21 protein-coding genes and 1 pseudogene are annotated in these 24150 nt (G+C 64.4%); 10 read left to right on the forward strand and 12 right to left on the reverse strand.

Annotated features, from left to right (window positions below; translation table 11 throughout):
* Nucleotides 1-2: 2 nt before the first annotated feature.
* The 3 genes from AB3X94_RS09945 to AB3X94_RS09955 are packed head-to-tail and all read right to left on the reverse strand — an operon-like array spanning nt 3 to nt 2947.
* On the reverse strand, nt 3-1454 hold the full coding sequence (locus tag AB3X94_RS09945) for an NAD(P)(+) transhydrogenase (Re/Si-specific) subunit beta (RefSeq protein WP_368611424.1): 1452 nt from the start codon (nt 1452-1454) through the stop codon (nt 3-5).
* Nucleotides 1455-1793 carry an NAD(P) transhydrogenase subunit alpha gene (locus AB3X94_RS09950; protein WP_176109536.1) on the reverse strand — a complete coding sequence of 113 codons (339 nt, stop codon included), beginning with the start codon at nt 1791-1793 and terminating at the stop codon, nt 1455-1457.
* 11 nt (nt 1794-1804) lie between these two features.
* On the reverse strand, nt 1805-2947 hold the full coding sequence (locus AB3X94_RS09955; protein WP_176109537.1) for a Re/Si-specific NAD(P)(+) transhydrogenase subunit alpha: 1143 nt from the start codon (nt 2945-2947) through the stop codon (nt 1805-1807).
* A 282-nt stretch (nt 2948-3229) separates the two neighbouring features.
* Between AB3X94_RS09955 and AB3X94_RS09960 the strand changes: the two genes are divergently transcribed.
* From AB3X94_RS09960 to AB3X94_RS09995, 8 genes are all read left to right on the forward strand, one after another.
* Nucleotides 3230-3709 carry an NUDIX hydrolase gene (locus AB3X94_RS09960; protein WP_176109538.1) on the forward strand — a complete coding sequence of 160 codons (480 nt, stop codon included), beginning with the start codon at nt 3230-3232 and terminating at the stop codon, nt 3707-3709.
* Nucleotides 3710-3770: 61 nt separating this feature from the next.
* Nucleotides 3771-5033 carry a tRNA 2-thiouridine(34) synthase MnmA gene (mnmA, locus tag AB3X94_RS09965; RefSeq protein ID WP_176109539.1) on the forward strand — a complete coding sequence of 421 codons (1263 nt, stop codon included), beginning with the start codon at nt 3771-3773 and terminating at the stop codon, nt 5031-5033.
* A 276-nt stretch (nt 5034-5309) separates the two neighbouring features.
* A complete protein-coding gene (locus AB3X94_RS09970) occupies nt 5310-6920 on the forward strand; it encodes an FMN-binding glutamate synthase family protein (protein WP_368611425.1) in 1611 nt (536 codons plus the stop codon).
* Nucleotides 6921-7102: 182 nt separating this feature from the next.
* Nucleotides 7103-8110, forward strand: a complete 1008-nt coding sequence (gene glyQ, locus AB3X94_RS09975; protein WP_013088411.1) for a glycine--tRNA ligase subunit alpha — start codon at nt 7103-7105, stop codon at nt 8108-8110.
* A 15-nt stretch (nt 8111-8125) separates the two neighbouring features.
* The gene (gene glyS / locus AB3X94_RS09980; protein WP_368611426.1) at nt 8126-10225 is read left to right on the forward strand and encodes a glycine--tRNA ligase subunit beta; all 2100 of its coding nucleotides are present in this window, start codon (nt 8126-8128) and stop codon (nt 10223-10225) included.
* A 10-nt stretch (nt 10226-10235) separates the two neighbouring features.
* The gene (gmhB, locus tag AB3X94_RS09985) at nt 10236-10790 is read left to right on the forward strand and encodes a D-glycero-beta-D-manno-heptose 1,7-bisphosphate 7-phosphatase (protein WP_176109542.1); all 555 of its coding nucleotides are present in this window, start codon (nt 10236-10238) and stop codon (nt 10788-10790) included.
* Nucleotides 10791-10829: 39 nt separating this feature from the next.
* Nucleotides 10830-11588, forward strand: a complete 759-nt coding sequence (locus AB3X94_RS09990) for a lysophospholipid acyltransferase family protein (RefSeq protein ID WP_368611427.1) — start codon at nt 10830-10832, stop codon at nt 11586-11588.
* A gap of 48 nt (nt 11589-11636) precedes the next feature.
* Nucleotides 11637-12530: a M48 family metallopeptidase gene (locus AB3X94_RS09995; RefSeq protein ID WP_176109544.1), complete on the forward strand. Its 894-nt coding sequence runs from the start codon at nt 11637-11639 to the stop codon at nt 12528-12530.
* A 9-nt stretch (nt 12531-12539) separates the two neighbouring features.
* Here the strand turns inward: AB3X94_RS09995 and AB3X94_RS10000 are convergent, their stop codons facing one another.
* The 5 genes from AB3X94_RS10000 to AB3X94_RS10020 are packed head-to-tail and all read right to left on the reverse strand — an operon-like array spanning nt 12540 to nt 16326.
* Nucleotides 12540-13289 (reverse strand): IclR family transcriptional regulator, encoded by a 750-nt coding sequence (locus tag AB3X94_RS10000; RefSeq protein ID WP_176109545.1) that lies wholly within the window; start codon nt 13287-13289, stop codon nt 12540-12542.
* A gap of 31 nt (nt 13290-13320) precedes the next feature.
* Nucleotides 13321-14073 carry an amino acid ABC transporter ATP-binding protein gene (locus AB3X94_RS10005; RefSeq protein ID WP_309235086.1) on the reverse strand — a complete coding sequence of 251 codons (753 nt, stop codon included), beginning with the start codon at nt 14071-14073 and terminating at the stop codon, nt 13321-13323.
* Nucleotides 14070-14714 carry an amino acid ABC transporter permease gene (locus AB3X94_RS10010; RefSeq protein WP_368611428.1) on the reverse strand — a complete coding sequence of 215 codons (645 nt, stop codon included), beginning with the start codon at nt 14712-14714 and terminating at the stop codon, nt 14070-14072. Before AB3X94_RS10010 ends, AB3X94_RS10005 begins: the two co-directional genes overlap by 4 nt.
* Before the next feature lie 21 nt (nt 14715-14735).
* Nucleotides 14736-15452 carry an amino acid ABC transporter permease gene (locus AB3X94_RS10015; RefSeq protein WP_368611429.1) on the reverse strand — a complete coding sequence of 239 codons (717 nt, stop codon included), beginning with the start codon at nt 15450-15452 and terminating at the stop codon, nt 14736-14738.
* Between the two features lie 37 nt (nt 15453-15489).
* Nucleotides 15490-16326 carry a transporter substrate-binding domain-containing protein gene (locus tag AB3X94_RS10020; protein WP_176109548.1) on the reverse strand — a complete coding sequence of 279 codons (837 nt, stop codon included), beginning with the start codon at nt 16324-16326 and terminating at the stop codon, nt 15490-15492.
* A gap of 341 nt (nt 16327-16667) precedes the next feature.
* Between AB3X94_RS10020 and gloA the strand changes: the two genes are divergently transcribed.
* Nucleotides 16668-17063, forward strand: a complete 396-nt coding sequence (gene gloA, locus AB3X94_RS10025) for a lactoylglutathione lyase (protein ID WP_176109549.1) — start codon at nt 16668-16670, stop codon at nt 17061-17063.
* 189 nt (nt 17064-17252) lie between these two features.
* Nucleotides 17253-18199: pseudogene (locus AB3X94_RS10030) on the forward strand (DMT family transporter).
* A gap of 44 nt (nt 18200-18243) precedes the next feature.
* Here the strand turns inward: AB3X94_RS10030 and rsmA are convergent.
* The 4 genes from rsmA to AB3X94_RS10050 form a co-directional block, all read right to left on the reverse strand.
* The gene (rsmA, locus tag AB3X94_RS10035; RefSeq protein WP_368611430.1) at nt 18244-19086 is read right to left on the reverse strand and encodes a 16S rRNA (adenine(1518)-N(6)/adenine(1519)-N(6))-dimethyltransferase RsmA; all 843 of its coding nucleotides are present in this window, start codon (nt 19084-19086) and stop codon (nt 18244-18246) included.
* A gap of 108 nt (nt 19087-19194) precedes the next feature.
* On the reverse strand, nt 19195-20205 hold the full coding sequence (pdxA, locus tag AB3X94_RS10040; protein ID WP_368611431.1) for a 4-hydroxythreonine-4-phosphate dehydrogenase PdxA: 1011 nt from the start codon (nt 20203-20205) through the stop codon (nt 19195-19197).
* 13 nt (nt 20206-20218) lie between these two features.
* Nucleotides 20219-21583, reverse strand: coding sequence for a peptidylprolyl isomerase (locus AB3X94_RS10045; protein ID WP_176109553.1), 1365 nt, complete (start codon nt 21581-21583; stop codon nt 20219-20221).
* Between the two features lie 65 nt (nt 21584-21648).
* On the reverse strand, nt 21649-24021 hold the full coding sequence (locus AB3X94_RS10050; protein WP_368611432.1) for an LPS-assembly protein LptD: 2373 nt from the start codon (nt 24019-24021) through the stop codon (nt 21649-21651).
* Between the last annotated feature and the right edge of the window lie 129 nt (nt 24022-24150).

The raw sequence follows: 24150 nt of genomic DNA on the forward strand, positions 1-24150 counted from the left end.
ATCTAGTCGACCGCCTTCACCATATCCTCGATCACCTTCTTCGCGTCGCCGAACACCATCATCGTCTTGTCCATGTAGAACAGATCGTTGTCGAGCCCAGCGTAGCCCGCCGCCATCGAGCGCTTGTTCACGATCACGGTGCGCGCCTTGTACGCCTCGATGATCGGCATGCCCGCGATCGGCGACTTCGGATCGTTCTTCGCGGCCGGATTCACCACGTCGTTCGCCCCGAGCACCAGCACCACGTCGACCTGGCCGAACTCGCCGTTGATATCGTCCATCTCGTAGACCATGTCGTACGGCACTTCGGCTTCGGCGAGCAGCACGTTCATGTGACCCGGCATGCGGCCGGCCACCGGGTGAATCGCATACTTCACCTCGATGCCCTTCTCGACCAGCTTGTCGGTCAATTCCTTCAGCGCATGCTGCGCGCGCGCCACGGCCAGCCCGTAGCCCGGCACGATCACGACGGTTTCCGCATTGCCCATCATGAACGACGCGTCATCGGCCGAACCCGATTTCACCGGCCGCTGCTCGGCCGAGCCGCCCGCGGCCGCGCCCGGCTCGTTGCCGAAGCCGCCGAGGATCACGTTGAAGAACGAGCGGTTCATCGCGCGGCACATGATGTACGACAGGATCGCACCCGACGAGCCGACCAGCGAGCCGGCGATGATCAGCATCGGGTTGTTCAGCGAAAAACCGATGCCCGCCGCCGCCCAGCCCGAGTACGAGTTCAGCATCGACACGACCACCGGCATGTCCGCGCCGCCGATCGGAATGATGATCAGCACGCCGAGCACGAACGCGATGATCGTCATGATGATGAACGGCAGCCACGACTGCGTGAGGAAAAACAGCACACCGAAGCCGAGCATCGCGAGCGCCAGCATCAGGTTGATCAGATGCTGGCCGCCGTAGCCGACCGGCGCACCCTGAAACAGCCGGAACTTGTACTTGCCCGACAGCTTGCCGAACGCGATTACCGAGCCGCTAAACGTAATCGCGCCGACGAAGGTGCCGATGAACAGCTCGATGCGGTTGCCGTACGGCAGGAAGCCCTCGATCGGCACCTCGGGATCGACGAGCCCGAACGCGGCCGGCTCCGACACGACCCCGTACGCGATGCACACGGCCGCGAGACCGATCAGCGAGTGCATCGCCGCGACCAGTTCGGGCATCTTGGTCATCTCGACGCGCGCGGCGACGAACGCGCCGATCGCGCCGCCGATCACGAGCCCGAACAGCAGCAGGCCGAGCCCGAGACCGAGATTGGAGCCGAGTACCTCGGCCTGCCGCGAGATCAGCGCGATGGTGGTCAGAATCGCGATCGCCATACCGACCATGCCGAAGGTATTGCCAGCGCGCGCGCTCTTCGGATTCGACAGCCCCTTGAGCGCCTGGATGAAGCAGACCGACGCGACCAGATACAGCAATGTGACGACGTTCAGGCTCATTTACGCACCCTCCCTGCCACCAGCCTGGTGTTTGGATTCCAGCTTCTTCGGCTCTTTTTTCTTGAACATCTCCAGCATTCGCCGCGTGACGAGAAAGCCGCCGAACACGTTGACGGCCGCGAGCGCCACCGCGATCGTGCCGAAGAACTTGCCCGCACTGCCCACCGTGAGACCCGCCGCGAGCATCGCGCCGACGATCACGATCGCCGAGATTGCATTGGTCACCGCCATCAGCGGCGTATGCAGCGCAGGCGTGACGTTCCAGACCACGTGATAGCCGACGTAGATCGCCAGCACGAAGATGATCAGGTTGATCACCGTGTGATTGAGGACTTCCATCTTCGGTCTCCCTATGCTTTGCGTGTGACCTGGCCATCGCGGGCCAGCAGCGTGGCCGCGACGATATCGTCCGCGAGATCGATGTTAAGCAGCCCTTCCTTCGTGACGATCAGCTTCAGGAAGTCGAGCAGGTTGCGCGCGTATAGCGACGATGCGTCGGCGGGAACCATCGCGGCGAGATTCGTATAGCCGACGATCTGCACGCCATAGCGCACCACCACCTGGTCCGTTTCGGTCAGCGGACAATTGCCGCCGCGCCGGCCGTCGATTTCGGGGCCGCGTCCTGCCGCGAGGTCGACGAGCACCGAGCCCGGTTTCATCGCCTGCACGGTTTCGACCGACAGCAGCGTCGGCGCGGGGCGGCCCGGAATCAGCGCGGTGGAGATCACCACGTCGGCCTGCTTCGCGCGCTCGTGGACCAAAGCCGACTGGCGCGCGAGCCACGACGGCGGCATCGGCCTCGCATAGCCGCCGACACCCTGTGCGGCCTCGCGCTCCTCGTCGGTTTCGTAGGGCACGTCGAGAAATTTCGCGCCGAGCGATTCGATCTGCTCCTTGACGGCCGGGCGCACGTCGGAAGCTTCGATCACCGCGCCGAGGCGCTTCGCGGTGGCAATCGCCTGCAGGCCGGCCACGCCCGCGCCGAGAATCAGCACGCGCGCGGCCTTCACGGTGCCGGCCGCGGTCATCAGCATCGGCATGAAGCGCGGATACAGCGTCGCCGCGAGCAGCACCGCCTTGTAGCCGGCGATATTCGCCTGCGACGACAGCACGTCGAGGCTCTGCGCGCGCGTGGTGCGCGGCGCGGCTTCGAGCGCGAACGCGGTGACGCCGGCCGCGGCGAGTTTGCCCGCGTTCTCGGCGTTGAAAGGGTCGAGCATGCCGACGAGCGTCGCGCCGCGCTTGAGCAGCGGCAGTTCGGAATCGGTGGGGGATTGGACTTTGAGGACGAGATCGGCGCCGAACGCGGTGGCGGCATCGACGATTTCCGCGCCCACTGCCGTATAGGCGTCATCGGGAAAGCTCGCGCCGGCGCCGGCGCCGCTTTGAAGCGTGACCCGGTGGCCTTGAGCCACGTATTTCTTGACCGTTTCGGGCGTCGCGGCAACGCGGGTTTCATGCGCGCGCGTTTCGGCTGGCACTCCGATGTGCATCGTTGTTCCTCCTCGACTTCCTGTTTGACGACAGATCTGCCGACGAGGCTCGCCGGCTTGCACATGCAACGGCTAACGCAGGCCCCACTTTAACCGAAACCGTCACCCCGCCAAAATCGGGGTCGATGCGAATGCGCGGCAGACCGCCAAACTGTTGCGAATCGGTCGCGAACGTGCTGCGAATCCGCCGCGAACCGGCCGTCAGCTTACGCCGGCCATTGCCCGGCAGGGGTCGGTGCGGCGCCCGGCAGCCGGCGCGCATAACCGGTAAAATGCGCAGCCATGAAACCGGAAACCTGGCTGCCGCACGTGACCGTCGCGGCGATCGTCGAGCGTGACGGGCGCTTCCTGCTGGTCGAGGAACACACCGCCGCCGGCCTGCGCCTGAACCAGCCCGCCGGCCATCTCGAGGCGGGCGAAACGCTGCTGGAAGCGGTGGTCCGCGAAACGTTCGAGGAAACCGCCCATCCGTTCGCGCCCGAGGCGCTCGTCGGCATGTACATGACCCACTTCGAGCGGCCGGACCGGGCGGGCACCACGTACCTGCGTTTCACCTATTGCGGCGGGAGCGGCGAGCCGGACCCGGCGAGTTCGCTCGATCCCGACATCGTCCGCACGCTGTGGATGAGCGCCGATGAGTTGCGCGAATGCCCCGAGCGGCATCGCACCCCGCTCGTGATGCGGTGCATCGACGATTACCTGGCCGGCCGACGTTTCCCGCTCGACTTCGTCCATACCCATTCGGTCGGGCCGAAGCGATAAGGCCGTCACGAGCGGCCTCCCACAAGATCCATGCAGTCATGCAGCACCCAGTGAGTACCTTATGAGCAAGCGTAAAGTCGTAGTAGGCATGTCGGGCGGCGTTGATTCGTCGGTTACCGCGTGGCTGCTGAAGGAACAGGGCTACGACGTGGTCGGCCTGTTCATGAAGAACTGGGAAGACGACGACGACAGCGAATACTGCTCGACGCGCCAGGACTGGATCGACGTGGTGTCGGTGGCGGACCTGATCGGCATCGACGTCGAGGCGGTCAACTTCGCGGCCGAATACAAAGACCGCGTGTTCGCCGAATTCCTGCGCGAATATTCGGCCGGCCGCACGCCGAACCCGGACGTGCTGTGCAACGCCGAAATCAAGTTCAAGGCCTTTCTCGATCACGCGATGTCGCTCGGCGCGGAAACCATCGCGACCGGCCACTATGCGCGCGTGCGCCAGAACCATGAGCGCGACGGCCGCTTCGAGCTGCTGAAGGCGCTCGATCATACGAAGGACCAGTCGTACTTCCTGCATCGGCTGAACCAGGCGCAGTTGTCGAAGACGCTGTTCCCGCTCGGCGAAATTCCCAAGACCAAAGTGCGCGAGATCGCCGCGCAGATCGGCTTGCCGAATGCGAAAAAGAAAGATTCGACCGGCATCTGCTTCATCGGCGAGCGGCCGTTCCGCGACTTCCTGAACCGCTATCTGCCGACCAGGCCGGGGCCAATGAAGACTACCGACGGCAAGACCGTCGGCGAGCACATCGGGCTCGCGTTCTACACGTTCGGCCAGCGCAAGGGCATCGGTCTCGGTGGCAGCAAGGACGGCAGCGGCGAGCCGTGGTTCGCCGCGGGCAAGGATATTCCGAGCAATACGCTGTACGTCGCGCAGGGGCACGATCATCCGTGGCTGCTGTGCCATACGCTATCGGCGGGCAACACGAGCTGGGTCGCGGGCGAGCCGCCGGCCGACGGCTTCGCGTGCGGCGCGAAGACGCGCTACCGGCAGGCCGACGCGGCGTGCACGTTCAACGCCGCGGCGGCAGGCGGTTCGGGCGAAGGCCTGTTCGAGCTGACCTTCGACGCCGCGCAATGGGCCGTCACGCCGGGACAATCGGCGGTGCTGTACGACGGCGACGTGTGCCTCGGCGGCGGCATCATCGAACGCGCGATGACCGGGCAACCGGCCGAGCTGCCGCCGGACCAGGCGCCGAAGCAAACTCGCGCGCAGCGTCGCAAGCAGGCGCATAAGCCGAAGCAGCCGCAACGCGCCTCGCAGGACGAGCCGCAGACCCCGCGGCAAAAAGCGGCGTTGCTCGGCGCGCGTTGAGCGATGCATAACGGCGCGCGCGGCGGGTCACACCACTCCGACACGCGCGCGCCGTTCATCGTCGCCGTTCATCTTGTTTCCCCCGCCTCGCGCGGTCACACTCGCTTCACCTTCGCGTGCGACGCCTGGCTTCCATTCGCAGGCCTCATCTTCGGGCTTCGACCGGCCACGCCGCGCCGTGACCCGCAGCCGCCAGTTTTCCTTCGCGACGGGTACCGCCCGCGCCCCTCGCGCGGACGATCCCGCCGCAATGATCTTCACTGCACTGGAGTCCCCATGTTTTCTCGACGCTATCTGGCCATGTGGTGCGCAATCGCGCTCGCCGCGGTATGTGCCGCGCTCGCCACGACGCCTCGCCTGTCGTGGTTCTGGATCATCGTGCCGGCCGCACTCGTCGCGCTCGGCGTGTTCGACCTGACGCAACAGCGCCACGCGATCCTCCGCAACTACCCGCTGTGGGGCCACCTGCGCTTCATTTTCGAATTCATCCGGCCGGAGATCCGCCAGTATTTCGTCGAAGACGATACCGACGAAAAGCCGTTCTCGCGCGCGCAACGCAGCATCGTCTACCAGCGCGCGAAGAACGATGTGGATAGCCGCCCGTACGGCACCGAACTCGACGTGAAGGCGATCGCGCACGAATGGATCAGCCACTCGCTAGCGCCGACCAGGCTCGATGGTCACGACTTTCGCATCGTCGTCGGCCCCGATCGCGCGCAGCCGTATTCGATGTCGATCTTCAACGTATCGGCGATGAGCTTCGGCTCACTGTCGGCCAACGCGATCATGGCGCTGAACCTCGGCGCGAAGAAAGGCAACTTCGCGCACGACACCGGCGAAGGCTCGATGTCGAAATATCACCGCGAACATGGCGGCGACATCATCTGGGAAATCGCATCCGGTTATTTTGGCTGTCGTAACGACGACGGCACCTTCAACGCCGAAAAATTCGCGAAGCAGGCCGCCGAGCCGCAGGTGAAGATGATCGAGGTGAAGCTGTCGCAAGGCGCGAAGCCGGGTCACGGCGGCGTGTTGCCGGCCGCGAAGATCACGCCCGAAATCGCCGAGACGCGCGGCGTGCCGATGGGCCGCGACTGCATCTCGCCGGCGACGCACTCCGAGTTCGCGACGCCGCGCGAGCTGCTCGAATTCGTCGAGCGGCTGCGCACGCTGTCGGGCGGCAAGCCGACCGGCTTCAAGCTGTGCATCGGGCATCCGTGGGAATTCTTCGGAATCGCGAAGGCGATGCTGGAAACGGGCATCCTGCCGGACTTCATCGTCGTCGATGGCGCGGAAGGCGGCACCGGCGCAGCGCCGCTCGAATTCACCGATCACGTCGGCGTGCCGTTGCAGGAAGGGCTGCTGCTCGTGCACAACACGCTGGTCGGCATCGGTCTGCGGCAGCGCATCCGCATCGGCGCGAGCGGCAAGATGATCACCGCGTTCGATATCGCGAAGACGCTCGCGATCGGCGCCGACTGGGTCAACGCGGCGCGCGGCTTCATGTTCGCGGTCGGCTGCATCCAGGCGCAGACCTGCCATACCGGCCGCTGCCCGACCGGCGTCGCGACCCAGGATCCGGTGCGCCAGCGCGCGTTGGTGGTGCCGGACAAGGCCGATCGCGTGTTCAACTTCCACCACAACACGCTACATGCGTTGCAGGAAATCATCCAGGCCGCCGGGCTGCGGCATCCGGCGGAGCTGCGCGCGCATCACATCGTGCGGCGCGTGTCGTCGCATGAGGTGCGGTTGATGTCGGAGCTGCTCAAGTATCTCGAACCGAACGATCTGCTGAACGGCAACTTTCGCTATACGCTGTTCGAGAAGTACTGGCCGATCGCGCAAAGCGATTCGTTCTCGCCGAAGGCGGAGCTGGCGGCTTGCTGAGTGCGCGCGGAACCTCGCCGCGCCGCCTGTCGCCCAAAAGCCGCATCGCGGCCCGTCCGCCCTCGTAAAACGGGCCGCCCCCCTTCCTTTCCGTTAAAATCTCGGGTTTAGCACTTCGCTCCACGGCCCGCTCGCGCGCTTAGGCGCACGCGGCACGGCCCCCCATGCCCGAAAGGCACTTCATGCTCACGTTTCAGCAAATCATCCTGACCTTGCAGTCCTACTGGGACAAGCAGGGCTGCGCGTTGCTCCAGCCGATCGACATGGAAGTCGGCGCGGGCACGTCCCACGTCCATACTTTTCTGCGCGCGATCGGCCCCGAGCCGTGGCGCGCCGCCTACGTGCAACCGTCGCGCCGCCCGAAAGACGGCCGCTACGGCGAGAACCCGAACCGTCTGCAGCACTACTACCAGTACCAGGTGGTGCTCAAGCCCGCGCCGGAAAACATTCTCGACCTGTACCTCGGCTCGCTCGAAGCGCTCGGCTTCGACCTGAAGCAGAACGACGTGCGTTTCGTCGAGGACGACTGGGAAAACCCGACGCTCGGCGCGTGGGGTCTCGGCTGGGAAGTGTGGCTGAACGGCATGGAAGTGACGCAGTTCACGTACTTCCAGCAGGTCGGCGGTCTCGACTGCAAGCCGGTGCTCGGCGAAATCACCTACGGTCTCGAACGCCTCGCGATGTATCTGCAGAAGGTCGAGAACGTCTACGACCTCGTCTGGACCGAGTGGGAAGAGCAAGGCCCGAACGGCCCCGAACTGCGCCGCCTGACCTACGGGGACGTGTATCACCAGAACGAGGTCGAGCAGTCCACCTACAACTTCGAGCACGCGAACGTCGATCTGCTGTTCACGTTCTTCAACAGCTACGAAGCGGAAGCGAAGCGCATGATCGATGCGCAGATCGCGCTGCCCGCCTATGAACTCGTGCTGAAGGCCGGCCACACGTTCAACCTGCTCGACGCGCGCGGCGCGATTTCGGTCACGGAACGCGCGGCGTACATCGGCAGGATTCGCGCGCTGTCGCGTCTGGTCGCGCAGGCCTACTACGACTCGCGCGAAAAGCTGGGCTTCCCGATGCTCGGCAATCCGGTGCATGGCGTGCCCGGCCTCACCACCGACGAGCAGGACGCCGCGATGCCCGCGTGGGCGCCGCCGCTGAAAGTCGAACGCAAGATCGACCAGGACTGACGAGAACTTCAACCAATGACTCAATCTCAACACGCTACCCTGCTCGTCGAGCTGCTGACCGAAGAACTGCCGCCGAAGGCGCTCGCGCGTCTCGGCGACGCCTTCGCCGAAGGCATTGCGCAGCGCCTCGCGGCGCGCGACCTGATCGAAGGCGAACCGTCGTTCGAACGCTTTGCCACGCCGCGCCGTCTCGCGGTGACGATTCACAACGTGCGCGCGGTCGCGCCGGAAAAACACGTGCGCGAAAAAGTGCTGCCGGTTTCCGTCGCGCTCGATAAAGACGGCCAGCCCACCGCGCCGCTCGCGAAGAAGCTCGCCGCGCTCGGCTTCCCCGACTTCACGGTGAACGACCTCGAACGCGCGCAGGACGGTAAAGCCGAAGCGTTCTTCCTGCGCTACGCCGCGCCGGGCGCGACGCTCGCCGACGGCCTGCAAGCCGCGCTCGACGAAACGCTCGGAAAGCTGCCGATTCCGAAGGTGATGACGTATCAGCGCCCGGACGGGTCGAGCGTGCAGTTCGTGCGCCCGGTGCATCGTCTAACCGCGCTGCATGGCGAAGAAATCGTGCCGATCAGCGCGCTCGGCATCGACGCCGACGACACCACCCTCGGCCACCGCTTCCTGTCCGAAGGCTTCGTGCAGATCCGGCACGCGCAGGCCTATGCCGAAACGCTCGAACACCGGGGCCGCGTAATCGCGAGCTTCGCCAGGCGCAAGGAAGCGATCCGCTCGCAATTGCTCGCGCATGCCGGCGAAGACAAGGTCGTGATGCCCGAGGCGCTGCTCGACGAAGTGACGTCGCTGGTCGAATGGCCGGTCGTCTATGAGTGCCGCTTCGAGGACGAATTCCTGCAGGTGCCGCAGGAATGCCTGATCCTGACGATGCAGACCAACCAGAAATACTTCGCGCTGACCGATGCGAACGGCAAGCTGCGCTCGCGCTTCCTGATCGTGTCGAACATCGAGACGGCGACGCCGGTCGAGATCGTCGAAGGCAATGAGCGCGTGGTGCGTCCGCGTCTCGCCGACGCGAAGTTCTTCTTCACGCAGGACATGAAGAAGCCGCTCGTGGATCGCGTGCCGCTGCTCGCGAACGTCGTTTATCACAACAAGCTCGGCTCGGCGCTGCAACGCGTGGAGCGGCTCGAAGGGCTGGCCGGCGCGATCGCCGCAATGACCGGCGCCGACGTCGCGCGCGCGACCCGCGCCGCGCGCCTCGCGAAGGCCGACCTGATCACCGACATGGTCGGTGAATTCCCCGAGCTGCAAGGCACGATGGGCACATACTACGCGCGCCACGATGGCGAGGCGGAAGAAGTCGCGCTCGCATGCTCGGAACACTACCAGCCGCGCTTCTCGGGCGACGCGTTGCCAACCACCGCGACCGGCACCGTCGTCGCGCTCGCCGACAAGCTCGAAACGCTGGTCGGCATCTGGGGCATCGGCCTGCAGCCCACCGGCGAAAAAGACCCGTTCGCGCTGCGCCGTCATGCGCTCGGCGTGCTGCGCATCCTGATCGAGAAGCAGTTGAACGTCGACTTCGTCGATCTGCTGCGTATCGCTTATGCACAATTCGCCGGCATGCCGAACGTCGCCGATTCCACCGAAGCGATCTACGAGTTCAGCATGGACCGCCTGCGCGGGCTGCTGCGCGAACGCGGCTACGCGGCCGGCGAAATCGACGCGGTGCTCGCGCTGAACCCGACGCGGCTCGACGACATCGTCGCGCGCCTCGACGCGGTGCGCGAATTTGCGTCGCTGGCCGAAGCGGCGTCGCTGGCGGCGGCCAACAAGCGGATCTCGAACATCCTGAAGAAGTCGGAAGGCGTGACGAACGGCGGCGTGCAGCCCGGCTTGCTCACCGAAGCAGCGGAGAAGGCGCTCAACGAGCAGCTCGAACAGGTGACGCCGCGCGTGCAATCGCAACTGGCCGTGCGCGACTACACCGGTGCGCTGACGGCACTGGCCGCGCTGCGCGAGCCGGTCGACACGTTCTTCAACGACGTGATGGTCAACGCGGAAGACCCGGCGTTGCGCGCGAACCGTCTGGCTCTGCTCGGCGCGCTGCATCAGCAGATGAACTGCGTCGCCGATATTTCCCGACTCGCCGCCTGAGCACCGCGCCATGCCGATCAAGAAAGTGGTGATCCTCGACCGCGACGGCGTGATCAACGTCGACTCCGACGCGTTCATCAAGTCGCCGGACGAATGGGTTGCGCTGCCCGGCGCGCTGGAAGCGATCGCACGTCTGAACCAGGCGGGCTATCGCGTCGCGATCGCGACGAACCAGTCGGGCATCGGCCGCGGTCTGTTCGACATGGACGCGTTGAACGCGATGCATCTGAAGATGCATCGGATGGCGGCCGCGGTCGGCGCCCGCATCGAAGCGGTGTTCTTTTGCCCGCATACGGCGGAAGATCACTGCGAATGCCGCAAGCCGAAGCCCGGCATGCTGAAGATGATCGCCGAGCGTTTCGAGGTCGATCCGGCGCATACGCCGACCGTCGGCGATTCGCTGCGCGATCTGCAAGCGGGCGCGGCGCTCGGTCATCCGGTGCATCTGGTGCTGACCGGCAAGGGCCGCAAGACCCTCGCCGCGGGCGGCCTGCCCGAAGGCACGATCGTGCACGACGACCTGCGCGCGTTCGCGCTCGACTTTCTCGCCGACGCGCAGGAATAAACGCGCACCGCGCGCTCCCAACCCTCACCGACCACGCCGATGCGCTTTATCCGTTCCCTGCTGCTGCTGATTTATTTTGTTGTGGTCACGGTGCCGTACGCGACCGCGTGCATCATCGCGTTTCCGTTCCTGCACGCGGAAAACCGCTACTGGATGGCGGCCGGCTGGTGTCGCCTGACGCTGTGGGCGGTGCGCTACCTGAACGGCATTCGCTACCGCATCGAAGGCTTCGAGAACCTGCCCAACGGCCCGGCCGTGCTGCTGTCCAAGCATCAGTCGGCGTGGGAAACAATCGCGTTTCCGGCGATCATGCCGCGACCGCTGTGCTACGTGTTCAAGCGCGAGCTGTTGTATGTGCCGTTCTTCGGCTGGGCGCTCGGCATGCTGAAGATGGTTCACATCAACCGCAAGGAAGGCAAGTACGCGTTCGAATCGGTCACGAACCAGGGCAAGGCGCGCATGGCCGAAGGCGCATGGGTCATCATGTTTCCGGAAGGCACGCGCACGCCGACCGGCAAGCAGGGCAAGTATAAGACCGGCGGCGCGCGCTTCGCGATCGCGACCGGCGCGCCGGTCGTACCGATCGCGCACAATGCGGGTCGCGTGTGGCCGCGCAACTCGTTTACGAAATATCCGGGTATAGTCACGGTGTCGATTGGCAAGCCGATCGAAACGACGGGGCTCACGCCCGACGAAGTGAACACGCGCGTCGAACAGTGGATCGAAGCCGAAATGCGCCGCATCGATCCGACTGCCTACAGCGCGGCGGCTAACGACTCCGCCGCCGCTCCCATCTGACGCGCCACGCCCTCGAAGCCCGCGGGCGTATTGCGCGAAGCGAAGCCGATGCAGAAGTCTCCCACGCCGCAACCCGCCGCGGCGCTCGAAAACCGGCAGCTCGATCTCCCGCTCTTCGCCGAGCCGGGGTCGACGTCGTCGACTCCTTCACCTTCCACGCCGGGTTCATCCGGCACAGCGCCGGCCAGGCCGCCCGTCGCGCCGCTCGCGCCGGATGGCAGCAAGCTGCGCAGCCTCACCATCGGTTCCCGCACGCTGCATTACGCGCTCAAGCGTTCCGCGCGCCGCTCGATCGGCTTTGCGATCGACAGCACCGGCCTCACGATCACCGCGCCGCGTTGGGTCACGCTCGCCGATATTGAAACCGCGATCACCGAAAAGCAACGCTGGATCTTCACGAAGCTGATCGAATGGCAAACGCGCGTCGAACAGCGTGCGCTGCCGAAGATCGATTGGAAGGATGGCGCCGAAGTGCCCTACCTCGGTCAGCCGGTGCGCGTGACGCTCGGCGCGCCGCAAGGCATGCTCGCGTTCAGCGCCGAGCACGGCGCGCTGCAATTGCCGCTGCCGTTGCAAGCCGACCCGCAGCAGATCAAGGATCGCGTGCAGGGCTGGCTGCAAGGCGAAGCGAAGCGGCTGTTCGGCGAACGTCTCGAGATCTACGCGCAGATGCTCGGCGTCAACTATCGCTCGTATGCGCTGTCTTCGGCGGCGACGCGCTGGGGCAGTTGTTCGAGCGACGGCAAGATCCGCCTGAACTGGCGGCTCATCCACTTTCCGCTGTCCATCATCGATTACGTCGTCGCCCATGAGTTGGCGCATCTGCGCGAGATGAATCACAGTCCGCGCTTCTGGCAGACGGTCGAATCGATTTTTCCGGAATTCCGCGAGGCGCGGCAGACACTGAAGTCGCATCCGCCGGAGTTGTTGCCGACGCTTTGAGGCCGGGCGCTATCTCTGCGACAGCGCTTTCGCGGACTGCAACAGATCGTCGAGCATCACGCCGCGCCTGTCCGGGCTCGTGTCGCGGCCAGTCATGAAACACAGCGCTGCAATCGGCAGTCCCGCACGATCGCGAATCGGCGCTGCCATACACAGCCTGAACGCGTTCGAAAGTCCTTCGGTGCAGCAGTAGCCTCGTTCTTTTGCGGCCTGCACGTCCTTCAGGAATGCGTCGAATTCGATGCTCGCCCCATTGTCGAGGATGAAATCTTCCGCCGGAATCAGCGCGCGAATCTCGTCGGCGCTCAGGTGACCCAGCAGCAGACGTCCGGTAGCGGTCCAAGGTATCGGCACTCTCACGCCGATGTCCGAACTGATGTTGAAGGGCCGCGCACTGTGCTCGGACAACACGACCGTGTACTTGTTGCCTTCCAGCATGCACAGCTGCGTGGTCTCGTCGTACTTCCTCACCAGTCCCAGGATGGATTGATGCGCACGGCTGATCAGATCGTTGTGCGTGGCATAGTCGGACCCGTAGTAGTGCATCTCGCGCCCAAAGAACACGCTGCCATCCGCGGCCGTCTCGAGCCAGCCCACTTCCGTGAGAATCGCGACCAGCTCGTAAATGCTCGAACGCGGCGCACCGGTTGCCTCGATCAGTTCGCGCATCGTCAGCGGGCGTTGGGCGATATGCAATTGCCGGAAGATCGCGATCACGCGGTCCACGCCTCTCGCCCGAGGCGACTCTGTAACAGCCATGCATTCACTCCGTAATGCGTTGATCCGACCGTCAATGGTCGAGAACTCGATGCAGAAACTGCCGGGTGCGTTCGTTCGAGGGATTGACGAAGATCTGCTCCGGATCGCCCTGCTCGGCGATGACGCCCTTGTCCATGAAGACGACGCGGTCAGCGGTCTTGCGGGCGAAGCCCATTTCATGCGTGACGACGACCATCGTCATGCCGTCGCGCGCGAGCCCGCGCATCACCTCGGTGACCTCGCCGACCAGCTCCGGGTCGAGCGCGGACGTCGCCTCGTCGAAGAACATGATGCCGGGCTCGACCGCGAGCGCGCGCGCAATCGCCACGCGTTGCTGCTGACCGCCCGAAAGCTGGCTGGGATAGTGTTCCGCGCGGTCCGCGAGCCCGACTCGATCGAGTGTCTCCATCGCGCGCTTGCGCGCGTCGGCCGGACTCATGCGGCGCGCCTTGATCAGCGCGAGCGTGACATTGCCGAGCGCGGTCTTGTGAGGAAACAGATTGAACTGCTGGAAGACCATGCCGACGTGGCCACGAATCTCCCGTGCTCGACGCGGATCATGCAAGGGCACCTCGTTGACCCAGACCTCGCCGGAATCGGTGGTCTCCAATCCCGCCATGATTCGCAGGACCGTGCTCTTGCCCGAGCCGGACGCGCCGATCAGCACCAGCACTTCACCCGAGCGGACCTCGAGATTGATTTCGTTCAACACTCTCGTCGAACCGAATGCTTTGCTGACGCCCGTCAGTGAAATGATCGGCCTGGTTTGGCTTTGGTTACTCACGACAATCTCCTGCGGTCATGGTGGCGCACCCATTGCGAAAGCGGGAAGCACACGGCGAAGTAAATGAGTGCGACGAGTCCATAGATTTCCACCGGCTTGCCGATCCGGTCGACGATCGCCTGGCCACCGTGCATCAACTCGGACATTCCGATCATGCTGACGATCGAGGTGTCCTTGATGAGCGACAGATACTGTCCGACGAGAGGCGGCAACACGATCTTTCCGGTCTGAGGCAGCACGACGAACGAGAACGCCTGAGTCCGCGTGAGGCCGAGGATCTGCGATACCTCCCATTGACCTTTGGGTACTGCTTCGATCCCTGAGCGGAAAATTTCGGCGATATAGGCGCCCTGATAGACGCTCAAGCCAATCACGCCGGCGGCGAACACGTCGATCGCATAACCGAAATACGACACGCCGAAATAGATCATCATCAGCGTGATGAGCACCGGCGTGCCGCGAAACAGCTCCGTATAGAGTCTCGCGATGCGGTCGGTGCCCCACGGGCCGAACGATCGCAAGACCGCGGCGAACAAGCCGATCAACGTGCTGCCCACGATGGACGCGATGGAGAGCAACAGCGTCGTCACCAGACCCTGCAGCAGGATCGATAGACTGGTTTTCAGCAATTCGACTGACATGATCCAACTCCAATCCGGGAATCAGGCCCGCTTCGTCCGGCGCATAAAGCCTGTCCCGAAACCGCTGCGCGCCGGCATGGCGAGGGGAGGATGGAAGATCCGCGCGCCGAGCTGGCCCGCAAGCCAGGACAGTACGTTACTGAGCACGAGATACGCGACGAGCGTCACGCTGAACGTCTGAAGGTAGAGAAGCGTTCGCGAGTTGATCACGGTCGCCGTGCCGGTCAACTCCGGCAATGCAATGGCGGACAGCAGCGACGTGCCGAGCAGCAACTGGATCAGGTAGTTGACGATGGCCGGATAGACCGCGCGCGTCGCCTGCGGCAAGACGACCTCGACGAAGATCTGCGCGTGTTCGAGGCCGAGAATGCCGGCAGCCTCGAGTTGGCCGCGCGGCACCGACTGTATGCCGGCGCGGAACACTTCCGACAGGTAAGCACCGACGTTGAGGCCGAGCGCAATGACGCCCGCCCAGTATGCGTCGAGCGAAATACCCGCCGACGGCAGACCGAAGAACACGATGAAAATCTGCAGGAGGACAGGCGTATTGCGGATGATTTCAACGTAGCCACGGGCGATCCACCGAAGCAGCGCGAGCGGAGAAGCGCCGGCAAGCGCGGTCAACAAACCCAGGACTAGCGCAAGTACGAAGGCGAGCACGGTCACCTGCAACGTCAGCCAGCTCGCGCTCAAAAACTCGGGCACGTAGCCCCACAAAGTCAGCCACTCGTAACTCATCTCATGCTCCCCATCGTGCGGGCTTCACTGCTGCGCTTCAAAACTGCGGATTGAGCGGATAGCGCGGATCGGTGCCGAACCACTTGTTGTAGAGCTGCGCGTTGAGCTTCGACGCATTGACGTTGAAGAGGAACAGATTCAGATAGTTGAGCCATTCCTGATCACCGGCCTTGACGCCGAACGCGTTGTATTCGAGCGGCACCAGCGCCTCGTTCGTGACGGCAAGTTCAGGATCGAGCTTGGCCTGATACGCGAGGAAGTTGTTGTCCTCGATCATCGCGTCGGCCTGCCCCTGCTTGACGGCAAGTATCGCGGCCTGCGAGCTGTCGTATTCCTGGATCTTGACGGGGATATTCAGCGAGCGCACTTCATCGCCATTGGTCGAGCCCTTGACCGTCGCGATCGTGCGACCGCCCATGTCCTTGATCGACTGAATACCGCTGTTTTTTCTGACCAGCAGCGCTTCACTGGCAACCACGTAAGGGGCCGTGAATTCGATCACTTTTGCGCGCTCCAGATTGCGCGTGAAGTTGCAGAACACGACGTCCACCTTGCTGGTCTGCAGATTCGGAATCCGGTTCGCGCTCGTCGTATTCACGACCTCGAGCTTCACGCCCATCTGCTTCGCGAGTTCCTTCGCGAGGTCCACGTCATAACCGTCCGGTTGGCCGTCTTTGTTATAGAACCCGAACGGCGCGAATGTCAGGCAGTCCCCGACGCGCAGCGTGCCTCGCTGCAACACGCCCTGAAGCGTCGACGGAGCTGCCGCCGCGCTCTGCTCCGGCGTGGCCACCTTGGTGCAGCCAGTGATTGCGAGCAATCCAGCAACAGCGAACAGAAGGGCGGTTTTGGCGCCTCGATTGGCAAGCTTCATGGGCGGGGGTCCTAAGCGGAGAAGAGAGTTCCGGGGCAGACGTATCGGCTTGAGTGCCTTTCGGCACGCCTGAAAAAATTCGCCGGGTCACGCATCGATTGTCCGATATATCAGACTGCTATCTGACGAACCGGATTGATACTGAGTGTTGGACACTAATATCGAACCCGCAACCGGACACAAACCCTGATTGCCCACACCTTTTTGTTGGAATAGGTCCGAGCGGATTCCATGAGGCGCATCCAGTCCGGGCTGGCCCCACGCCGCTTCGCCCTACCAGGCAATCATTTACAATTCCCGCAGGTCAATGCATTTATCGACAAACTGTCAAAGGAGGACTCATGCGAATCCTGCATACCATGCTTCGAGTCGGTGATCTGGACGCCTCGATCCGTTTCTACACCGAAATTCTCGGCATGCGCCTGCTTCGAAAGAACGACTACCCGGACGGGAAGTTCACCCTCGCATTCGTCGGTTACGAGGACGAATCGGAAGGCGCAGCAATTGAACTGACCTACAACTGGGACACGAGCAAGTACGACCTCGGAACCGGCTACGGTCACATCGCCCTTGAAGTCGACGACGCCTATGCGGCGTGCGAACAGGTGAAGAAACGCGGCGGCGTCGTTACGCGCGAAGCGGGACCCATGAAACACGGCACGACGGTCATCGCCTTCGTCGCCGATCCGGACGGCTACAAGATCGAGCTGATACAGAAGAAGGGACGAGTCGACTGACTCGAGTTCAACCGTTCACGCTGGACACTTCCCGAAACGCATGTGCCCGCTGCCCAGATTCGGGCGAGGCGCCAGAACGATCATAAAGCCCGGCTTCACGTTGTACCCGGGGATGTGCTGCCGGGTGTATTCGCCCGGCAATCCTCTCTCGCGCCGGCACTATCAAAAAAATAAAGCCGACTATTCACGATGAGCACGACCATCGCCCTGCCCGCGCGCCGCGCCCCGGATAGCTTCGCGATCCTGTTGATGATCGGCCTATGCGCAATCTGGGGGCTACAGCAAGTCGCGATCAAGACCACCAATGCGGCTGTGCCGCCGGTCTTTCAAGCGGGGCTGCGCTCGACGATCGCGGCACTGCTCGTGTGGGCATGGGCGCGCTCGCGCGGCACGCCGCTCTTTCGTGACGACGGCACGCTCGGTGCGGGCCTGCTCGCAGGGGTGCTGTTCGCGGCCGAGTTCGTTTGCATCTTTTTCGGCCTGACGCTGACGAGTGCGTCGCGCATGGCGGTCTTTCTGTACACGGCGCCGTGTTTCACTGCACTCGGCCTGCACTGGTTCGTCGATGGCGAACGCATGCGGCGCATCCAGTGGCTAGGCATCGGCGTCGCGTTCGCGGGGATAGCGCTCGCGTTCGCCGATGGCTTCCTGCACCCGAACGCCGGCGCGGCTGCAAGCGCAGCCCACGGCCCGACGCTCGTGGGCGCGGCCGGCGATGCGCTCGGCGTGCTCGCCGGCATCGCATGGGCCGCGACCACGGTGGTCGTGCGCGGCTCGCGGCTCGCGCAGACGAGCGCAAGCAAGACGCTGTTCTATCAGTTGACGGTGTCGGCGGCGGTGCTGCTCGCGCTGGCGCTCACGCTCGGTGAAGTGCGCGTGGAAAGCGTGACGCCGCTCGCGTTCGCGATCTCGCGTATCAGGCCGTGATCGTCGCGTTCGTCAGCTACCTGTTGTGGTTCTGGCTGTTGACGCGTTATATCGCATCGCGGCTGTCGGTGTTTTCGTTTCTGACGCCGATGTTCGGCGTGACCTTCGGCGTGCTGCTGCTCGGCGAGTCGTTCAGCGCGCGCTTTCTGATCGCTGCGCTGCTGGTGCTGACCGGCATCGCGCTCGTCAACGCGCCGGCGAAACGATAAGCGGCTCGACGGCGGCGCGCCGTCGTCGTCGTCAAACGTTGAGACTACTCCGGCGCAGCGGCCGAGCGCGCCGCCACCGCCTGCGCCACGCTCACGTATTCGGCGACGGGCACGTCCTCCGCGCGGCGTTGCAGATCGAAGCCGAGCGCGTCGAAATCGACGGCATCGCGCAGCGCGGCAAGCGTGTTGCGCAGCATCTTGCGACGCTGCGAGAACGCCGCCGTCACCACCTCGCCCAGCACGTTTTCATCGACTACCGGCATTTCGTGCCGCTCGTACGGGATCATCCGCACGATCGCCGAATCGACCTTCGGCGGCGGCTGGAACGACTCGGGCGGCACATCGAGCTGCTTGTCGATCACGTAGCGGTATTGCAGCATCACCGACAGGCGACTGAACGCCTTCGTACCCGGCTCCGCGACCATCCGCTCGACCACCTCGTTCTGCAGCATGAAGTGCTGATCGATCACGCGGTCCGCGAAGGTCGCCAGATGAAACAGCAGCGGGCTCGAAATGTTGTACGGCAGATTACCGACGATGCGCAGCGACGCCTTGTCGCCCGGTGCCGCGAGCGAGCCGAAGTCGAACTCGAGCGCGTCGCCCGAATGGAGTTCGAGCAGATCGCCGAACTTCGTCTTCAGACGGCCGATCAGGTCGCGGTCGAGTTCGACCGCGTGCAGCGGCGACTCGGGCGTCGCGAGCCGCTCGATCAGCGGTTCGGTCAGCGCGCCGAGGCCCGGACCGATCTCCACCATGCGCTCGCCGCGCTGCGGCCGGATCACGTCGACGATCGAATCGATCACGCCCATGTCGACCAGAAAGTTCTGACCGAAACGCTTGCGCGCGAGATGGCCCTGGTGCCGGCCTTGCTGTCTGCTGGTGGACATCGGAGAAACGCTTGAAAGAAAACTGCTTGAGAATGAAAGACGTCACGGTGGAAATACGACGCCACGCGGCGCGTCACGGGCACCGCAACCGCTCAGGTCGCCTGTGCGTCAGCCCGCGCGACGATGCTGCGCCATCGAAACAGCCGTCTCGATCGCGGCCATCAGGCTGCCCGCGTCGGCGCGGCCGGTGCCGGCCAGATCGAGCGCGGTGCCGTGATCGACCGAGGTGCGGATGATCGGCAGGCCGAGCGTCACGTTGATCCCTTCGCCGAACGTCGCGAATTTCAGCACCGGCAGGCCCTGGTCGTGGAACATCGCGAGCACGCAGTCGGCTTCGTCGAGATAACGCGGCTGGAACAGCGTGTCGGCCGGATACGGACCGCGCGCGTCGATGCCCTCGCCGTTCACCTGCTGCAACGCCGGCGTGATCACGTCGATTTCCTCGCGGCCCAGGTAGCCGTTCTCGCCCGCGTGCGGATTGAGCCCCGTCACGAGAATGCGCGGCGCGGGCAAACCGAAGTGATGACGCAGGTCGTGATCGATGATGCGCAGCGTCGCGACGAGGCTTTCGATCGTCAAGGCCGCCGACACGTCCTTCAACGGCAGATGCGTGGTCGCGAGCGCGACGCGCAGCGGCCGCTTGCCGGTGCCCGCGAGCATCATCACGACGCGCGGCGTATGGGTGCGCTCGGCCAGATATTCGGTGTGGCCGGTGAACGGCACACCGGCGTCGTTGATCGTGCTTTTTTGCAGCGGCGCGGTGACGATCGCGTCGAACCTGCCGGCCACCGCACCGTCGATCGCCGCATCGAGCAGGTCGAGCACGTAGCGGCCGTTCGCGGCGTCGAGCTTGCCTGCCTGCGCGGGCGCGCCGAGCGGGTGAGGTTCGAGCCGCACGCGCGGGCCCTGCGCGAGCAGCGCGGCCCAATCGACACCGACCGCGCGCGCCCGCTCAGCGAGCAATTGCGCATCGCCGAGCACGGTGAACTGCGCGTGAGGCCAGTGCGCCGCCGCACCCGCCAGCGCCTGCACGGTCAGTTCGGGACCGACGCCGGCGGGCTCGCCGGTCGTGATCGCGATCTGCAGCGGGCGGTGGGTGTGCTGAGCAGCGCTCGTCATGGCATGGGCTCCGTTACTGCACGTTCGCCGTGGTCGGCTTCACTTCGACGTACGCGGTATCGCGCAACTCGCGCAGCCAGTCGGCGTACGCCTGTTCCGCCTTGCGCTGGCCGATGGCCTGACGCGCGAGATCCATCTGCTGGGCAATCGAGCCTTCCGCATCGCGGCGGCCGAGCACCTGAATCAGGTGGTAGCCGTATTCGCTGCGCACCGGCTCGCTGATCTGGCCGTCCTGCAGCGCGTTCATCGCGCGCTCGAACTCGGGCACCGTCTCGCCCGGGCTGATCCAGCCGAGGTCGCCGCCTTGCGACGACGAGCCGTCCTGCGAGTAGGTGTGCGCGAACTTCGCGAAGTCGCCGCCCGCGGCGATCTGGTTGCGGATGTCGATCAGCTTCTGGCGTGCCTGCGGTTCGGACTGGCCGTCGCCGACGCGCAGCAGAATGTGGCGCACGTGCGTCTGCACGAGCTTCGGCGCATCCGCGCTGCTGCCTTGGCCGGCACGGCGCTCGACCAGACGCACGATTTCGAAGCCGTCGTTGGTGCGGATCAGATCCGGACTGATCTCACCCGGACGCAGTGCCGACGCGGCCTTTACGAACTCGGGCGGCAGCTTCGACGGTGCGAGGAAGCCGAGATCGCCGCTGTTCTGCGACGCGTCCGGCGCTTGCGAATTGGCCTTCGCGAGCTTTCCGAAATCCGCCCCGCCCTTCGCTTCGGCGAGCAGCCCCTGGGCCTTCTTCTGCGCCGCCTCGATGTCGGTCTCCGGCGCGTTCAGCGGCGCACTCACGAAAATGTGCTGCATGTGCAGGTCGCTCGTCTGGCCGGCGCCCGGGCCGCGCTGACTGGCGATGTAGTTCGCGACCTCGGCGTCCGTCACCGTGATCTTGCTGTCCACTTCCTTCTCGCGCAGACGCGACAGCGTCAGCTCGGTGCGCGCGTCGTTCGAGAAAGTGGCCCAGGGCACGCCTTGCGCCTCGATGCGCGCGCGGTACATTGCGAGCGGCATGTTGTTCGCCTGCGCGAGACGCTCGAGCGTGCGCTGCACGGCTGCGTCGTCGATGTTGATGCCGTCTTCCTTGGCCTTTTGCAGCTGGATGCGCTCGAGCACCATCTGCGTGAGCACCTGCTGGCGCAACTGGTCCGTCGGCGGCACTGGAGCGTTCTGCTGGTTCAGCCGGTGCGCGATAAGACCGACCCGCTCGTCGAGCTCGCGCTGCGTGATGACACCGTTGTTGACCACCGCGGCGATGGTGTCGACCGTCTGGCCGCTATTGCCGCCCAATGCCTGCGCCTGTACCGACGCGACTGGAACGAAGGACGCCGCGGCGACGAGACCCGCCGCGAGTATTGCCAAGCGAAGCTGTTTCATGATTGCCACAGATACTCCAATGATGTCGGGCGCTTCGCCCGTCTTTTCGCAAGCCGTGAATGACCGGGCGACCGTCATTCGTAGTTGGTGAACCGCGACTCCGGCGGCGGCGGCGGCGGCAACGGCGTGTAGCCGGCCACACTGGTGCGGAACGCGGTCATCAGCCCATTGTCGACGCTCGACAAGCCCTTGAACGTCAACTGCGCCAGAAACCGCGTGCTCGACTGATTCTGTCCCGACGAGTTCAGGCCGTTCGCGTAGCGCTGGATGCCGGCGCCGAGCGTCCAGCAATCCGCGTCGTATTGCAGGCCGACGAGGCCGTCGACGATACGGTGGCCACCGAGGTCGTAGTTGAACCGGCCGACACCGTACATCCGATGCGACAGCGGCCATTGGCCCGAAATCAGCACCTGATTGATCGGCTGGTTGTCGAGCGTGGTGTTGGCGCGGGTGTAGCGGTACGCCACGTTGAGGACCTTGCCGGTCTCCGGACTGAACCCGAAACCGACGCTCGTCTTCGTGAGCTGGTTATTGTCCGCATTATATTGGAACGCCGTTTCCGAAGCGAAACCGGCGCCCAGCTTGATCGACGCACCCGCGATCAGGTCCGAGTGCGTGGCCTGCGCGCTCGTCTGCGAAGGCTGCAACGTGACACGCTGGTCCCGGAAATAGTACTGCTGCGCGATCACGAAGCGCGCGCGTTCGTCGCCGGTGGCCGGGTTGATGAAGCGCGTGGTGAGACCCGCGGTCAGGCGATTCGCGTCGGCGATCCGGTCGTTGCCGACGAACGTGTTCGGCGTGAAGATTTCCGCGAGGCCGAAGTCGGACTCGGCGGTATCGAACAGCGGCGCGTTGTTCTGGTTGCGGTACGGCGTGTAGACGTAGTACAGCCTCGGCTCCAGCGTCTGGATGAAATCCTGGCCGAACAGGCGCACCGAGCGCTCGAACGTCAGCCCCGTGTCGAACGTGAAGGTCGGGATCGACTCGGTGAAATTCTTCTGCGCGTTCGGCACCCCGTTCAGATCGGTGCCGATGTTGTTCAGGTTGTACGACGCGAAGTGCCACTGCACCTTCGGCGTGACGAAGTAGCCCGGCCCCACCACCGAATAGGACACATACGGGTTGAACAGCACCCGCTGGCCTTCGGTCAGGTCCGCGGTGGTGATGCGGAAGTTCGTGTAGTCGGCTTCGGCGCCGAAGTCGAAGCCGCCGACGTTGTACTTCGCGTACTTCACGTTCAACTGCGGCTCGCGGCCGTACGGCGCGACCGACTCCTGCAGCGTCTGCCAGTGCTGCTCGCGCGCGAGCACGGACCACGGCCCGTTGTTGTAGGTCACCCCGGCTTCCTGCTGATACAGGAGCTGGAGGCCGTTCATGAACTGATTGACCGACGACGACAGGTCTTGCGGATAGGTGTTGTCCGAGACCTTGTTGTAGTAGATGTAGCCGCCGAAGCCGTTACCGAAATTCTGGTTGTGCTGGATGTACAGCGCGTAGCGGTTGGTCTTCGTCAGGCGATCGTCAGGCAGAAATTCACCGGTGATCGAACCGGAATACGTCGGCGACAGATAGCGGAACGTGCTCTGCAACTGCACACCGCGCTTCGAGATCACACGCGGCGTGACCGTCAGATCGCGATTCGGCGCGATGTTGAAATAATACGGCACCGACAGCTCGAAGCCGTTCGACGAGCTGAGCGAGAACGTGGGCGGCAACAGGCCGCTGCGCCGCTCGCCCGACAGCGGGAACGACAGCCACGGCGACGCGAACACCGGCACGCCTTGGAAGAACAGCACGCTGTTGTAGGCGACGCCTTCGTCGGCGCCGGTGTCGAAATCGAACTCGCTGCCCTTGATGTACCAGGCCGGATCGTCCGTGCACGCGCACGCGGTGTACGTGGCCTTCGTGAACACCGAGCGCTCGGCGTCGAGCAGGTCGACGCGCTGCGCGCTGCCCGAGCCGCCCGTCAACGTGAAGTGATACTTCGGCGCGGTCATGAAGCCTTCGGTCGAATCGACGCGCAGATGCGCTTCGGGCCCGATGAAGGTATTGCCGGTATTGATCACGTGGACATTGCCGTACGCATCGGCCATGTCCGTGTCCTGGTCGTAGTGCAGGCCGTCGGCCTTGATCACGGACGTGTTGTGGCGCACTTCGGCCGAGCCCTTGGCGGCGAGGTCCTGGTCGATCGTGCCGCTCGCGTGGTCGCCGAGCACGAAGGTGGCCGGCCGCTGGCCCGTTTGCAACGGATGCTCTTCGAGCTGCGGAGCGAGCTGCATACCCCACGGTGGGTAGACCGCTTGCGGCTGCGCAGCTTCCCCCGTCAACTGGGCGTGCGCAAGCGCGGGCATCAGGCCCGGAGCGGCGATTAATGCCGCGACGAGCCGCCTTTTGCGCGGCACTACTGCACAGGAAGGAGTGGTATCGGAAAGCTGTCTGGGCGGCATGTATCGTTTGGCGAGTCGACCCGTGTGCAAGCTTCCGTCATCACGATCCACCGCCTGCACACCGCGACCGTGAGAGTCGGCTGCACGTCTGGATTCCCAATTTGCCGAGTGATAAGGCGGGCGGTAAAA

Origin of the sequence: Paraburkholderia sp. BR10923 (assembly GCF_040948765.1) — a bacterium.
Taxonomy (GTDB): Bacteria; Pseudomonadota; Gammaproteobacteria; order Burkholderiales; family Burkholderiaceae; genus Paraburkholderia; species Paraburkholderia youngii.

Coding starts and splice junctions, on each gene's coding strand:
- AB3X94_RS09945 (WP_368611424.1), bottom strand. CDS start 1,454: ATGAGCCTGAACGTCGTCACATTGCTGTATCTGGTCGCGTCGGTCTGC.
- AB3X94_RS09950 (WP_176109536.1), bottom strand. CDS start 1,793: ATGGAAGTCCTCAATCACACGGTGATCAACCTGATCATCTTCGTGCTG.
- AB3X94_RS09955 (WP_176109537.1), bottom strand. CDS start 2,947: ATGCACATCGGAGTGCCAGCCGAAACGCGCGCGCATGAAACCCGCGTT.
- AB3X94_RS09960 (WP_176109538.1), top strand. CDS start 3,230: ATGAAACCGGAAACCTGGCTGCCGCACGTGACCGTCGCGGCGATCGTC.
- mnmA (WP_176109539.1), top strand. CDS start 3,771: ATGAGCAAGCGTAAAGTCGTAGTAGGCATGTCGGGCGGCGTTGATTCG.
- AB3X94_RS09970 (WP_368611425.1), top strand. CDS start 5,310: ATGTTTTCTCGACGCTATCTGGCCATGTGGTGCGCAATCGCGCTCGCC.
- glyQ (WP_013088411.1), top strand. CDS start 7,103: ATGCTCACGTTTCAGCAAATCATCCTGACCTTGCAGTCCTACTGGGAC.
- glyS (WP_368611426.1), top strand. CDS start 8,126: ATGACTCAATCTCAACACGCTACCCTGCTCGTCGAGCTGCTGACCGAA.
- gmhB (WP_176109542.1), top strand. CDS start 10,236: ATGCCGATCAAGAAAGTGGTGATCCTCGACCGCGACGGCGTGATCAAC.
- AB3X94_RS09990 (WP_368611427.1), top strand. CDS start 10,830: ATGCGCTTTATCCGTTCCCTGCTGCTGCTGATTTATTTTGTTGTGGTC.
- AB3X94_RS09995 (WP_176109544.1), top strand. CDS start 11,637: ATGCAGAAGTCTCCCACGCCGCAACCCGCCGCGGCGCTCGAAAACCGG.
- AB3X94_RS10000 (WP_176109545.1), bottom strand. CDS start 13,289: ATGGCTGTTACAGAGTCGCCTCGGGCGAGAGGCGTGGACCGCGTGATC.
- AB3X94_RS10010 (WP_368611428.1), bottom strand. CDS start 14,714: ATGTCAGTCGAATTGCTGAAAACCAGTCTATCGATCCTGCTGCAGGGT.
- AB3X94_RS10015 (WP_368611429.1), bottom strand. CDS start 15,452: ATGAGTTACGAGTGGCTGACTTTGTGGGGCTACGTGCCCGAGTTTTTG.
- AB3X94_RS10020 (WP_176109548.1), bottom strand. CDS start 16,326: ATGAAGCTTGCCAATCGAGGCGCCAAAACCGCCCTTCTGTTCGCTGTT.
- gloA (WP_176109549.1), top strand. CDS start 16,668: ATGCGAATCCTGCATACCATGCTTCGAGTCGGTGATCTGGACGCCTCG.
- rsmA (WP_368611430.1), bottom strand. CDS start 19,086: ATGTCCACCAGCAGACAGCAAGGCCGGCACCAGGGCCATCTCGCGCGC.
- pdxA (WP_368611431.1), bottom strand. CDS start 20,205: ATGACGAGCGCTGCTCAGCACACCCACCGCCCGCTGCAGATCGCGATC.
- AB3X94_RS10050 (WP_368611432.1), bottom strand. CDS start 24,021: ATGCCGCCCAGACAGCTTTCCGATACCACTCCTTCCTGTGCAGTAGTG.